This is a genomic window from Bacterioplanes sp. CLAM21 (assembly GCF_059641015.1).
Map to the genome: position 1 here is coordinate 659,173 of NZ_CM184929.1, position 12,576 is coordinate 671,748.

Genomic DNA, 12,576 nt, shown 5'->3' on the forward strand with positions numbered 1-12,576 from the left:
CTTGACTGCGAGGAACTGGATCTCTTAGTACAGACCTTTGCTCATCATGAGCACGGCTATATTCCACCAGATTATGTTAAGGTGCTAAAAAACCTCAAGCAGCGTTATACGTTAGCGCTGGTGATTGATATCTGGGCACCAAAGAATCTTTGGGTTGAGACCTTTAAGCGTTTGGATCTATGGCCGTTGTTTTCTGCCGCATCTTTTTCGTCCGATCATGGCATGGTGAAGCCATCAGACAAGCCGTTTGAGTTGGTGGTTGAAACCTTAGGCGAAGACAAAAAGCACTGCGTGGTTATTGGTGATTCCGTACGACGAGACTTAGGCGGCGCACTGGCTGCAGGTATTGACTGCATTCTGGTGGGGGATGGCCACAGTGATCAAGCGTTAGCCTGTTACGACAATCTACTGGTGCTGGCAGAACAGGCGCTATAACCAGCACCACTGGCAGTGCGACAAACCCGTTTCATGACACCCTATACGAGCCAGGTCATTCCGTATTAACCTGGGTTGTGTTGATGGTATTGAGCCGCGTCAGCTTGATATCGCAGACTATAACTGAGGTTTGGCTCTGGCAATCATGGCTTGGCAGTCAACATCAGTCGGTAAGGTGCCATAGTTAATGCCGCCATTGCTTTCTATGCGAGAGCGAATAAATGCGGTTGCTATCATAGTCTCGCCTTGCTGAATTAACACGCTGGCTTGTAAGGCGATAGCGAGCTTATCCACCAGTGTGCGTGCACGAAATTCTATGTTACTCAGGTCGCTAAATTCCGTGCCTAACGCTGCTACGAATTGATCATAGGCTGCATACTGGCCGCCAGCTTGTTGCAGCTCTTGCATAAACGCATCGATCACTTTCGGCTCTTTATTAATAGCGCGTAATACATCCAGGCACTGCACGTTGCCTGAGCCTTCCCAGATGGCGTTTACCGGGGCTTCGCGATAAATGCGTGGTAAGAGATTGTCTTCGACATAGCCTACGCCACCGATGCACTCCATCGCTTCATACGCCAAATGGGGAGTGCGTTTGCAAATCCAATATTTACCGACGGCGGTCGCTAGGCGTAGAAACAATGATTGATGTGGATCATCACTATGATCCAGTGCGTGGGCTACTCGCATACTGATGGCGAGGGCAGCTTCACTTTCGATGGCGAGATCAGCCAGTACATTTTGCATCAGCGGCTGCTGATGTAGATTCTTGCCAAATACACTGCGTTCCCCTGTGTGGTGAATGGCTTGAGCCACCGCTGCGCGCATGAGTGCTGATGATCCAACCATGCAATCAAAACGGGTCATGGCCACCATTTCTATGATGGTGCGAACCCCTCGACCTTCATCGCCGACCATCCAGGCAAACGCGCCACGAAACTCCACCTCAGATGAGGCATTAGAGATATTGCCTAACTTACTTTTCAGGCGTTGAATAAACATCTGGTTTTTACGGCCATCCGGACGCCAGCGTGGCATTAAAAAGCAAGACAAGCCGTTATCCGTATGGGCTAGCACTAAAAAGGCATCACACATAGGTGCTGAGCAAAACCATTTATGCCCAATCAGTTCATATTCTGCGCCATTACCCTGTTGCTCTGACACAGGGTACGCTCGGGTACTATTGGCACGCACATCCGAGCCGCCCTGCTTTTCCGTCATCGCCATGCCAATGGTCACACCCTTTTTTTCAAAATAGGGCACATTGCGCTCGTCATAGTGGCTTGCCATGATTTTTGGTAACCATTCTTTCGCTAGAGTAGGGCTGTGGCGGAGCGCGGGTACCGCTGCAAAGGTCATGGTTAGCGGGCAACCAGAACCGGCATCGGCATTCATATGCATATACTCCAGTGCCGCCCGCGCCACATGAGCGCCAGGCCTAGGCGATACCCAAGGCAGTGAATGGACTTGCGCATCAATCGCGCTACGCATCAGTTGGTGATAAGCTGGATGAAACTTGGCTAAATCAATACGCTGGCCAAAGCGGTCATGGGGGTAAAACTGCGGTTTGTTTTCATTGGCTAAAAAACCCGCTTCTATCAATTCACCACCGCATAGCTCACCGTAGGCATGCAGACGTTCACTGGCCCAATCGCCGCCGTAAACGTGCGTCCAGTGTTGCAGCGTCAAATCAGATTGGTAGGCATTAAAATTTTCCAGCGCGCTAGGCTGGTTAAATACTTCATGGGTATCGGCCTGACTTAGGTGTTGTTTTCGGGAGTTATAACTTTCTGTGGGCTGATCTTTCATAGCACGCCTCCTACAGCGATTAGGATACGCCTAGCAGGCGTAATTAAATGGCCAGAACACTGTCAGTAACAATACAAAACGATCGTTAAGCGTTAGTTTTTCGCGTGCTAAGGATTGGCAGGCCATTCAGCACTTTTTTTGCAGTGAATCATGCTGTAGGTTGATTGGCAAGGTGTGTAGATTGTTATTTGTGAAACGGCTTAATAATCGAAGTCGATGGTTTCTTGAAGCTGCAAGGGGGATTGGCTACTTCTCAATATAGAGTATTCGAAGATGACTATAGGGAGGTCAATCATAGAACGAATTTTACCTACGCTGGATATCTGATGCTGGTATCAGAATATAAAGTCAGCAAGCTGCCAGATTTCTGCAGCGAAGCACTGGCCACCTTGGACCCATAATAGCAAAGGTTGGATAACCACTAGTTACGGCATGATCGACAATAATGTGTTATTTCCAACACTAGGTTTGTCAGCAGATTTCAGTTGCCACTTCATTATTCTTTAGTGTGCGAAAATATAATAGATAAAGTTCGACAGCACCCGAATTGCAGCAATGAATAACCGGGTGGCAACGATGTCATGCAGTACGTGGATCGAGAGCGCTGCAAACATCAGCATGCAACTCGAGCACAGATGGTGGTCGATGGTGCAGCAGTAAGACTGCGTGCGCTTATAATGATAATATGATGCTAGTGCACGATTGAAGGCTAATTATTATAGGTATTTATATGGAGTTTCCGGTACTAAAAACAGAACGTCTTGTCCTTGACCGTCTATCATACGCTGATGTCGACGATATCTTTGAGTTATTTTCAGATCATGATGTTGTCGCTTACTATGACCTTGCAGCGCTGTGCTCACCGTCGCAAGCAAAAGACTTGATTGACTTGTTTGAAAAACGTTTTCAGGAAGGTGAAGGCATTCGTTGGGCGATTCGCTTAGTGGCTGACGATCAGCTAGATGACAAAGGTGCTCTTATAGGAACCTGCGGCTTTAACAGTTGGTCAAAGCCGATGAAAAGCGCTGTTATTGGCTATGATCTAAAGGCAAGTTATTGGGGACGCGGTTATGCAACGGAAGCCATTAGCAAGATAACCCAATATGCATTTTCAGGCGGATTGCCTTGTGGAGGCATTCATCGAATTCAGGCTGACACGGTTTTGGGTAATTTAGCCTCCGAATCAGTGCTTAAGAAGGTAGGTTTTTTAGAAGAAGGTTTGCGGCGCGACAGTGGCTATTGGAAAGGTCGATTCCACGATTTAAAGTGTTTTGGTTTAATTAACCCAGATCATCAAAAAAACTAAGGCCTGCCTTTCACTAGCCCTGGAATGCTGTTTGGGTACAGGCATTGAGATCATGGATCTGGGTAAGGTTTAGGACACCGTCGTAGACAGTGGCAGCGACATTTGGATAATGCCATTGTCTTCGCCAACTTCCTCAAAGCCAATACGGCGATACATCTCGCGCGCCGGGTTGCTAGCGAAAACGCCACAGGTGATACACTTAAGCCCAAGACTGCTCGCTTTCTGGCGGTACCATATGAGGAAACGACCGCCAATATTTCTATTTTGTAGCTCGGGTGGAATCTGTAGCGTATGTATATGCAGGCGCTCATCTGTCAGTTGATAGAAAGAAAAGCCCTTTAAGCGACCATCTTGCTCAAGAACGATCCCGCGCTGAGCGAGAAAGTGTTTGCGAATCGGTTCTTCGTTCCAGGGCTCGTTTCTGGCGATGTAGTAGGGCTCCATATTGGCTTTCATTAAAGCAAATACTGGCTCTATAAGGTCATTGGTTAATTCTTTGATCAAACTGTATTCCTTGCAGGGCCGTTAACGAGATGTGCTCAGTGTCATGTTGGTCTCAGCAACTTGTTCACCATCAATGCGATAACAGTCGCTCATCTCACCTATGATCTCAAATCCGGCTTTGAGATACAGGTTTCTTGCCGGTGTGTTATCTGACAGTACATTTAAATCAAGCCAATCGATGCCATCCTGTTGCTGGCAGAATGCAATAACATGCTGAAGTAAGCGCATGCCCAAGCCTTGCTGGCGCACGTTTTTATCAACCCCCATACCCAGCAATAAGCGATGAGACTTATAGGCATCGCTATGATGCCGGAGATCTATATGGCCCACAATATGGCCATCTTGGTCTTTAGCTAACCAAAGTTTGCGCCAACCCGACTGTCCTAAGCAATGGTCGAAGCCATGGATAAACTTATTCCGAGTCGTCTCTGATAGCTGACGATGGGCTTTTGCTAGCGGTTGAAACAGTGGTTGGCCATCTGTGGCATTGTCACTGAGTTGACGCTGAAGATAGGTAAAAAATGATTCTAAATCTTGCGCTGTAGCGGCTACGATCTGCACAAAAACTCCTGAAACTTTGGTTCAAGTCCTGGTGGTTAGCTAGAGCCTGTTAACACCATTTAGCTCTCTGCTGTTGTGAGTCAGTTTTTTGAGGCATGAGGAGCGTGGTTTAACGGGCTAAATAAGCAGCGAATAACGCTACTCAGGAAAAACGGACTCCAGCCTTTTAGGTTATGGCTGAGAACAGCGTGACCGAAATAGTGTTAACAGTCACTAGGACTGAAGCTATAACCACGAGTAAGGGTTATTAACTGAAAACCAAATTTTGCCACAATAGGCTGGCTCATATCAGAGGCATCAATAGTTAAGTAGCGTTTACCACGGTTTTTGGCCTCATGGATACGTTGTTGCAGCAAGGCGGAATAGTGGCCTCTACGGCGATGGCTTGGCACAGTACTGCCGCCCCAGATACCGGCAAACGGACTGTTTTCTTTAAAGGTTAACCAGGCAGAAGACACGGGTTGACCAGAGTCGTACACCACGTAAATAGAAATTGACTCTGGTGCCTTATGCAGCTGCTCGCATAACTGCTGGTAGTGCCAGTCGAAGTCCTGCTTCCATACCTGTTGCTGTACCTGAATGGCATCACGGATGCCTTGCTCATCGTTGACGCGCTGCAGCCCTGCAAAGTGCACTGGCTGGCTTTCTACGGCATCGATATCCAGTACCATAAAAGCTTCTTGCTCTTCTGCAATAAAGCCCTGTGCTAGCAATGCTGATTCGATATTACTAGGTTGATCCGTGGCATAGGTTTTCCACTCAAAACCAATGCCTAGTTTGGAAAAATAGTCGACCTGTTGCCGTATTTGACTGTCGGTTTGATCGGCAGCAAAGTTAAAATACGCAATGTAGCTGCCATAGGCTTGATGTGAGATGACACGAACGATGCCAGGGCAGATTTCTACAATGCCATTGGCATCATCGATTACCTGGCGTTCATATTGGTTATAGAGTTGCATTATATGCTGAGGGTTGAGTTTCTTTGTGCTCACGTGGTCTTCCGTTGTGGTGTAGAGTCGGCTAGGTGTTTGCAGAATAGGTGGATTCGGATTAGTGCGGAATAGCTTTGTAACCTATTCGTTCTTGGTTTAAAGCTTGTACAATATACCGATTATGTTCTTACTTTGATGATACATCAATCAGTATTGCTCCATTGCTGTGCTCGCTCAGATCTCCAACTGCGCATCCGTTCACCGGTCCACTCCCTTTACACGCTATTAGTTCCCTACGCTATATGCGACATGATGTCGCGCTGTGCTGACACTGGGTATTGAATACGCATAATAAAATCCGAATTGTGACGAGGTTTGATTGTGCTTGGCCTGCCTCGTTTTATGGTGTTAGCGAGACTAGTACAGGAACTTACGATGATTAAACCCTGCTTAACCGTATTGGCCGTTGCCTGTTTGGCAGCATGTGGCAGTGACAGCGATAGTGACGATAGCAGCAATCAGGCAGTAACCATCAACTTTGCCGCTGGTCTTGGCACTGAAGCCATGGCCTGTGGCGAGCGCACAACCGCGGTAGGCAGTCAGCAAACTCAGCCAGAAATAAAAGACTTTCGTCTGTATATTTCTAATGTTCAAGTGGCCAGTGATGATGGCGACTTTGTGAGCGTTGAGTTAAATAGCAGCGATTGGCAACAGGCCAGTGTCGCTTTGCTCGACTTTGAAGATGGCAGCGGCAGTTGCAGTGGTGGTAATGCTGCGACTAATCATCAGATCAGTGCTCAGGTTTCTGGGCTCAAAGGCAATGTATCACGACTGCGCTTTACCGTCGGTGTGCCAGAGGAGCTCAATCACCTCGACCGTACCAGCGCTTTATCGCCACTGAATATTGACGGTATGACCTGGAGCTGGGCCGGTGGCTATAAACATGCTCGACTGGATGTGAATGGCTGGAACATTCATTTGGGTACCACAGGCTGTACCCTGGATGACAACAATGAAAATCTGGATTGCAGCAACGCTCGTCCTAATCGGCCAACCTATGAGTTTAATAATATTGATCTAAGCAAAGACGAAGTGTACTTCGACTATGCAGCACTGGTTAACAGCGCCGACATCAGCAGCAATGCCGAGCAAACGCCCTTAGGCTGTATGTCTTCTGCCAGTGATAGCGACTGTACCCCAGTATTTTCTGCGCTGGGATTGGACCTGACGACGGGTCAATGCGCGGCATCCGGTTGTGATAGTCAAACTTGGGTGACGGTACGCTCACGTTGATGATGCCTTTTTTAACCGCACCAGCTGGCTGGCGTATTACGGCGCCAGCCTTGTGTTTTCTGATGGCCAGTATTTTATCTGGCTGTCAGGCCGAGTCTGATTTTTCCATTGATCAGCAAACGACACTGGACGATAGCCAGGCACTGCAACTCAGTGCCGAAGGTGGCTTTGTGCTGCCGAAGATTCCAGCCGATAACCCATTGACCGATGCCAAAGCCGAACTAGGACGACATTTATTTTACGACCAACGTTTGTCGGCCAATCAGCAACAAAGCTGTGCCAGCTGCCATAAACAGGAGCTCGCCTTTACCGATGCCAAAGCGAGACCGAAAGGCTCTACCGGCCACCGTTTGGCATTAAATTCACAGACACTCACTAACGTTGCCTATAACGCCAGTTATACCTGGTGGAGCCCTGTTTTAGTCACCTTAGAAGAGCAATTGTTTATTCCCCTAACGGGGGATGATCCAGTAGAACTAGGTATCAACGATGGCAATCGAGAAGAGGTGTTACAGCGCTTTCGTGATGATGAACACTATCAAGGTTTATTTAGCCAGGCGTTTCCACAGCAATCAGAGCCTGTGACTCTGGTTAATGTGGTCAAGGCGCTGGCATCCTTTAGCCGTATCTTAGTGTCTGACCGTTCCGCCTTTGACCGAGGTGAATTGAGTGAGTCAGCTCAACGTGGGCGAGAGTTGTTTTTCTCAGAAAAGATGGAATGTTTCCATTGCCATAATGGCTTTAACTTTTCCAGCTCTACCGTCACCGTCAATACGCGCTTTGCCGAGCGGGTATTTTTCAACAATGGTTTGTATAACCTCAATAATAATGGCAGCTACCCAGTCAATCACCAGGGTAAGTTTAAAGTGACGGGTGATTGGAATGATATGGGGGCTTTTCGCCCACCGACCTTGCGCAATATTGAGTTGACTGCTCCCTATATGCATGACGGCTCTATCGCGACTTTGGAGCAGGTGGTGGAGTTTTATGCTGCCGGTGGTCGTGTTATCGAAACCGGCGCCGATGCCGGTGACGGTCGAGTGAATCCTTACAAAAGTGATTTTGTCAGTGGCTTTAATGCCAGTGAGCAAGAAAAGCAGGACTTAATCAATTTCTTACGCAGTCTGACCGATTATGAATTTATTAACGATCCGCGCTTTGCTAACCCCTTTGCAGCGCAACCTGATGCCTAACTTTGCCAAATGGTTACTCATGGCAACCGGAATGGGTTTCAGCCAGCTGGCAGCGGCCCATGGTGCGGCGATGTCGGAAACTGGTCAGGGTAGCTGGCAGCTGGATACCTTATTGAGCTATAGCGACACCAGTGAGCCGGTGCTGCGCGGGGTGTTGCCTCAGCAACGTCATTATGATCAGGCTGGTTTGCGATTAAAGCATTTGGATGTAAGTCGCGACTTTTATTTATCCGATCCGATGGCATTAAAAGGCTTAATTAGTCTTGGCTACCACGGCGACGAATTGGAGCTGGAACAAGCTTGGTTACAGCCACAATGGCAAAGCTGGAAGATAAAAGTTGGCCAAATGTTGCCCGATATTGGTTGGTTAAATCAGCGTCATAGTCATGCCTTGATGATCACGGATCGGCCACTGGTGTACAAAGTAATGTGGGCCGGGCAAAGCTCTGAAGCCGGAGTGAGCGCTGACTTTGATCATTATGCAGCCAGCGGTAACTGGCATGTCAGTACGAGCGCATTCACCACCCAAGAGCGAAATACTCGGGGCAATAGTGGCGCTTTATTAACCTCGGTTAGTTGGCAACGTCAGTTTAATACCCTAGTGCTGTCTGCCAAGGCCGACCTTTATTGGGCTTCATTACAACAATCCGGATTGCAATTATTCACCGAGGGCGCCAGTCATAGCCACGGCGATAATGCGACGGAATTTTTCTCTGGCCATACGTTACATGGTGGTCTTGCACTCAAGTTACACTGGAACACGTTAGCGGGCCAATGGACTGTATTGGCTGAGCACCAACTGCGCCGTGAAACAGGAGCCTTAAGCAGTGCAGCCGGTCAACCGCTAGATGCCCAGGCCGATTTAGAGCTGAACGCTACGGGTCAATATTTGCAGGTTGGCTGGCAATCGGCACAGCAACAATGGCAGCTGGCGTTGCGTTACGATACTTTCGACAGCGATGTGGATTTAACCCGGGTTAATAGTCGTGATTTACAGCAGTCGTTACTCAATCACCAAAATGAGCAGCCTAGTGTGCTGACCTTAGCTGCCAGTCGTACGCTCTGGCCGGGCAGTCGCTTACATCTGCAGTGGTATGAAGCACTGTCCTATGGCGATGATCTGCCGACGTGGCAATTGCTGCTGCAGCAAAGTGCCCGCTTTTAGTTGTGCCTATGGCTAACGGCAGCGACTGCTACAGCCGCTGCAGCAGCCAGGGCATAGCTTTGTTAAAAGATTGGCGAATACTTTGCCAATGCTCTGGCTGAGATTCCTGTGCCAGCGCTACTCCGTGCAGATAATCAGCAATCAAATGCTGCACGGTTTGCAGTTGTGCTGGTGGGCAGTGGGGCGTTAACAGCTGCTGTAGCTGCTGCATAAAATGCTGTGCTGGTCCTTCTGATTCCATAGCCAACAAGATATTTAACAAACCTGGATAGCGCTGCAATAAGTCCAGGTATTGCTCACATAAGCTCTGCACGCGCAATTGCCAGCGTCCCTTTGCAGCAACTTGCAGTCCATCCATTAAGCTGATGCACAGGGCTTCCAGCAAAGCTTGCTTATTGGAGAAGTAGTAATAAATCGCCATCGGGTCGCATCTCAAATCAGTCCCCAGCTGGCGAATGCTGGGCATCTTGCCATGAATAAGATAATAATCTTGAGTCGCTCTTAAAATGTCATTGCGGCTGAGTTTGCTTGCCATGAAAGCCCCTCCTGTGACACGATTCTACACTGTAGAATTTGTCGGATCTAGTTTCTATGAAATGTTCAGTGTTTATCGCTACCAGCCTGGACGGTTTTATCGCTGACCATCAAGGGCGGGTCGATTGGTTGGAGCTCGCAAACCTAGACGGGGAAGACTATGGCTATCAGGTCTTTGCAGGTGCCACTGATGTGTTAGTGATGGGGCGCAATAGCTTTGAAACTGTGATGAGCTTTGGCCAATGGCCTTATGGCGACAAGCCCGTCATCGTGATGAGTCGCAGCCTGGTGCAACTACCCGATAACATGCCTGCCAGTGTAGAAATCAGCCAGTTGACGCTGACTGAGCTCATGCACGATTTACAATGCAGAGGATTCCAGCACGCATACATTGATGGCGGCCAGCTGATACAGAGTTTTTTAGCCGAAGACTTGTTAGACGAACTGATCGTTACTACCTTGCCTGTTACGCTGGGACAAGGTAGTCCGCTGTTTTCCCCAGCATCGGTCCCCTTGCTACAGCGCTGGTCGCTACAGTGCTGTCAGGCTTATAGTAACGGGGTAGTACAACGGCATTATTGTAAATTGACGGCAGACCATAGGAATACTGCTGCGACCCACTAACTACTAATTTGCGGTGATGGCGCTGGCCATCAAGATGAGAGCTGCCATGACAGATATGAAGAAATTATCGCAACTGGACGCTGACCTGGCCCAGACGGTACAGGGAACCGACATTCTAGGTGCGATTGTGCCGATCAATTACGCCAGCGAAAAACAACGATTTTTTGCCAGTCACTGTGCTTCCAATCCGGTATTTGAATATGAAAAACCGGCTGTCGATGGTTTTGCTAAGAAGCGCGCTTTGTTTAACCTGCCTATCGACGAATTAGGTGATGATGACCTGGCACATCTTTATCACGATGTTATTGATTCCTATGTTGATAAGTTGGATCAAATTCATGCCATCGGCAGCCCCGAATTTCTGTATAACTCTTTGCGCTACTTTGGCGAACCGAGTGATAAAGATATTCGCAATGCACAATTCATTTTGCATTTACCCAACCAATCCGAAGAGAATGAAGAGGTCTTTGCTGCTGATGCCATGGCGGAGCAACTGACAGAATTTGCTCAACTGCATGGTTATGAATTTCAGGTGCGTATAGAAGACAGCATGATTGCTAATGCTCTGGTCAATGGCACCACCTTGAAAATTAACCGCAATGCTCAAGTATCGGCCACTGAGCTACGTGCGTTGGCGCACCATGAACTAGGGGTGCACTTAGTGACTACCCTAAATGCCCGCAGTCAGCCACTAAAAGTGATGTCGCTCGGCTGTCCACTAAATACCTTAACGCAAGAAGGTTTGGCCATCTTGTGCGAATATTTATCGGGTTGTTTAACCTTGCCGCGGTTAAAGGTGTTGGCATTAAGGGTGCTGGCGGTGAATTCCATGATTCATGAAAAAGATTTTTGTCGCACCTTTGCTATGTTGAGGGATGAGCATGGCGCCAGCGATGAGTTGGCCTTTACGGTAACGGCACGGGTCTATCGTGGTGGTGGTTTTACTAAAGATTATCTCTATCTGTCTGGCTTCCATCAGGTGCTTAACGCCTACGAATCGGAGCAGAACTTTTTGCATCTGTTAACCGGTAAGGCTGCGATTAACTACTTGCCAGTGATATCACGTCTGATTGATAAAGGCTTCTTGCAAGCCCCCAGTTATATCAGCCCTGCGATTAGTAATCCGGCGCCAATAGATCCGATCCAGCAGTTTATTGCCCATGCGATAAAGTAGGTCAGCCGGCGATTTTTCAGCAAGTGCTAGCCAGGTCTACCTGGCTTGTGCTGAGCTAAGTGACGAGGCTAAATATCAAGGTCAATGTCGCTGCGAAATAAGCGGCCGACAGACCTGAGTAATTTGGCCATTAGCTGGAATGGAAGGTCGAATATCCATTCCAACGCCTCGTACCAGGCGCTATCGTAGTTGCGTTTCGGCGGCCATAGCAGGTGTACCGCAATAAAGCCTGCTATAGCGCTCACTAACAATGTCCACGAGAAACCATTCAGCAGCATATCGATACAGAAGTAGGCGCTGCAGCAAGAGACAATAATGGCCATTACCGCGCGTAAGTCATTGATGGACTGCTGATTGTCGAACATCAGGTTTTCCTCGATGGAAGCGTCTTCATAGTTTAGCGCCAGTCCAGGTTAAAAGACTAGCTGGACGCCTATGCGGATAATTTTACCCTCACTGCTAAAGCTTATTAGACTTGTTTGGGTCAAGGGGGTCTAGTAGGCCCCGGCACTATAAATCAATTCATAGCTATGGCTATAGATTTCGAGAATATTGCCAAATGGGTCTTCCATATAAATCATGCGGTAGGGCTTTTCACCGGGATAATAATAACGTGGCTTGGCCATGCGCCGCTTGCCGCCGGCTTTGACAATTTTCTCCGCCAGACCTTCGACGTCTGGGTCTTGTACACAAAAATGGAATATGCCCGTCTTCCAGTATTCAAAGTTATTAGCTGGGTTTTGCTGTTGAGGAAATTGAAACAGCTCCACACCAATACGATCACCAGTCGATAAATGAGCGATGCGAAAACTACCCCAGCCAGGACCAAAGACATCCGTGCACATCTCGCCAATGGCACTGTTGTCCTGCTCTATGGTGGTGGGCTGCATAATCAAATACCAGCCCAGCACCTGGGTGTAAAAATCGACTGCGGCGTTAAGGTCGGGTACTGAAATGCCAATATGGGAGAAGGACCGTGGGTAGGTCATGTTGCACCTCGTGACTAGTGTGGCGTTAACGAGGGAGCAGGCTAAGTTGTTTAAGCT

Annotated in this window: 14 protein-coding genes; 7 read left to right on the forward strand and 7 right to left on the reverse strand. The window is 48.3% G+C overall.

The features are described from left to right. The first annotated feature begins 81 nt into the window (after nucleotides 1-81). Nucleotides 82-435 carry an HAD family hydrolase gene (locus AC55FS_RS03180; RefSeq protein ID WP_496934619.1) on the forward strand — a complete coding sequence of 118 codons (354 nt, stop codon included), beginning with the start codon at nucleotides 82-84 and terminating at the stop codon, nucleotides 433-435. Nucleotides 436-552: 117 nt separating this feature from the next. Here AC55FS_RS03180 and AC55FS_RS03185 read toward each other — a convergent pair whose 3' ends face one another. Continuing rightward, entirely contained in the window at nucleotides 553-2,244 is a 1,692-nt protein-coding gene (locus AC55FS_RS03185) for an acyl-CoA dehydrogenase family protein (protein ID WP_496934620.1), read from the reverse strand. Nucleotides 2,245-2,974: 730 nt separating this feature from the next. Between AC55FS_RS03185 and AC55FS_RS03190 the strand changes: the two genes are divergently transcribed. Continuing rightward, entirely contained in the window at nucleotides 2,975-3,550 is a 576-nt protein-coding gene (locus tag AC55FS_RS03190; RefSeq protein WP_496934621.1) for a GNAT family N-acetyltransferase, read from the forward strand. Between the two features lie 69 nt (nucleotides 3,551-3,619). Here AC55FS_RS03190 and AC55FS_RS03195 read toward each other — a convergent pair whose 3' ends face one another. From AC55FS_RS03195 to AC55FS_RS03205, 3 genes are all read right to left on the reverse strand, one after another. Beyond that, a complete protein-coding gene (locus tag AC55FS_RS03195; RefSeq protein WP_496934622.1) occupies nucleotides 3,620-4,054 on the reverse strand; it encodes a GNAT family N-acetyltransferase in 435 nt (144 codons plus the stop codon). Nucleotides 4,055-4,075: 21 nt separating this feature from the next. Continuing rightward, nucleotides 4,076-4,615, reverse strand: coding sequence for a GNAT family N-acetyltransferase (locus AC55FS_RS03200; protein ID WP_496934623.1), 540 nt, complete (start codon nucleotides 4,613-4,615; stop codon nucleotides 4,076-4,078). A gap of 203 nt (nucleotides 4,616-4,818) precedes the next feature. Beyond that, the gene (locus AC55FS_RS03205) at nucleotides 4,819-5,607 is read right to left on the reverse strand and encodes a GNAT family N-acetyltransferase (RefSeq protein ID WP_496934624.1); all 789 of its coding nucleotides are present in this window, start codon (nucleotides 5,605-5,607) and stop codon (nucleotides 4,819-4,821) included. Nucleotides 5,608-5,982: 375 nt separating this feature from the next. Here AC55FS_RS03205 and AC55FS_RS03210 point away from each other — a divergent pair, with 375 nt between their 5' ends. Genes AC55FS_RS03210 through AC55FS_RS03220 form a run of 3 tightly spaced genes read left to right on the forward strand, consistent with a single transcriptional unit; the run spans nucleotide 5,983 to nucleotide 9,198 of the window. Then, complete coding sequence (locus AC55FS_RS03210) at nucleotides 5,983-6,840, forward strand: MbnP family copper-binding protein (RefSeq protein WP_496934625.1); 858 nt, start codon at nucleotides 5,983-5,985, stop codon at nucleotides 6,838-6,840. Further along, nucleotides 6,840-8,033: an MbnH family di-heme enzyme gene (locus AC55FS_RS03215; RefSeq protein WP_496934626.1), complete on the forward strand. Its 1,194-nt coding sequence runs from the start codon at nucleotides 6,840-6,842 to the stop codon at nucleotides 8,031-8,033. Before AC55FS_RS03210 ends, AC55FS_RS03215 begins: the two co-directional genes overlap by 1 nt. Continuing rightward, nucleotides 7,975-9,198, forward strand: coding sequence for a porin (locus AC55FS_RS03220; RefSeq protein ID WP_496934627.1), 1,224 nt, complete (start codon nucleotides 7,975-7,977; stop codon nucleotides 9,196-9,198). The genes AC55FS_RS03215 and AC55FS_RS03220 overlap by 59 nt, the downstream gene beginning before the upstream one ends. Before the next feature lie 28 nt (nucleotides 9,199-9,226). Here the strand turns inward: AC55FS_RS03220 and AC55FS_RS03225 are convergent, their stop codons facing one another. Further along, on the reverse strand, nucleotides 9,227-9,733 hold the full coding sequence (locus tag AC55FS_RS03225; RefSeq protein ID WP_496934628.1) for a TetR/AcrR family transcriptional regulator: 507 nt from the start codon (nucleotides 9,731-9,733) through the stop codon (nucleotides 9,227-9,229). A 56-nt stretch (nucleotides 9,734-9,789) separates the two neighbouring features. On the opposite strand from AC55FS_RS03225, the gene AC55FS_RS03230 reads away from it, so the two are divergent. Beyond that, nucleotides 9,790-10,356 (forward strand): dihydrofolate reductase family protein, encoded by a 567-nt coding sequence (locus AC55FS_RS03230; RefSeq protein ID WP_496934629.1) that lies wholly within the window; start codon nucleotides 9,790-9,792, stop codon nucleotides 10,354-10,356. Nucleotides 10,357-10,402: 46 nt separating this feature from the next. Beyond that, the gene (locus AC55FS_RS03235) at nucleotides 10,403-11,530 is read left to right on the forward strand and encodes a flavohemoglobin expression-modulating QEGLA motif protein (protein ID WP_496934630.1); all 1,128 of its coding nucleotides are present in this window, start codon (nucleotides 10,403-10,405) and stop codon (nucleotides 11,528-11,530) included. A 68-nt stretch (nucleotides 11,531-11,598) separates the two neighbouring features. Here AC55FS_RS03235 and AC55FS_RS03240 read toward each other — a convergent pair whose 3' ends face one another. Together AC55FS_RS03240 and AC55FS_RS03245 are read right to left on the reverse strand one after the other, a co-directional pair. After that, a complete protein-coding gene (locus AC55FS_RS03240; protein WP_496934631.1) occupies nucleotides 11,599-11,895 on the reverse strand; it encodes a hypothetical protein in 297 nt (98 codons plus the stop codon). Nucleotides 11,896-12,024: 129 nt separating this feature from the next. Beyond that, the gene (locus AC55FS_RS03245; RefSeq protein WP_496934632.1) at nucleotides 12,025-12,519 is read right to left on the reverse strand and encodes a lactoylglutathione lyase family protein; all 495 of its coding nucleotides are present in this window, start codon (nucleotides 12,517-12,519) and stop codon (nucleotides 12,025-12,027) included. Nucleotides 12,520-12,576 lie beyond the last annotated feature (57 nt).

Coding starts and splice junctions, on each gene's coding strand:
- AC55FS_RS03235 (WP_496934630.1), top strand. CDS start 10,403: ATGACAGATATGAAGAAATTATCGCAACTGGACGCTGACCTGGCCCAG.
- AC55FS_RS03245 (WP_496934632.1), bottom strand. CDS start 12,519: ATGACCTACCCACGGTCCTTCTCCCATATTGGCATTTCAGTACCCGAC.
- AC55FS_RS03225 (WP_496934628.1), bottom strand. CDS start 9,733: ATGGCAAGCAAACTCAGCCGCAATGACATTTTAAGAGCGACTCAAGAT.
- AC55FS_RS03210 (WP_496934625.1), top strand. CDS start 5,983: ATGATTAAACCCTGCTTAACCGTATTGGCCGTTGCCTGTTTGGCAGCA.
- AC55FS_RS03220 (WP_496934627.1), top strand. CDS start 7,975: ATGAATTTATTAACGATCCGCGCTTTGCTAACCCCTTTGCAGCGCAAC.
- AC55FS_RS03185 (WP_496934620.1), bottom strand. CDS start 2,244: ATGAAAGATCAGCCCACAGAAAGTTATAACTCCCGAAAACAACACCTA.
- AC55FS_RS03215 (WP_496934626.1), top strand. CDS start 6,840: ATGATGCCTTTTTTAACCGCACCAGCTGGCTGGCGTATTACGGCGCCA.
- AC55FS_RS03190 (WP_496934621.1), top strand. CDS start 2,975: ATGGAGTTTCCGGTACTAAAAACAGAACGTCTTGTCCTTGACCGTCTA.
- AC55FS_RS03230 (WP_496934629.1), top strand. CDS start 9,790: ATGAAATGTTCAGTGTTTATCGCTACCAGCCTGGACGGTTTTATCGCT.
- AC55FS_RS03240 (WP_496934631.1), bottom strand. CDS start 11,895: ATGTTCGACAATCAGCAGTCCATCAATGACTTACGCGCGGTAATGGCC.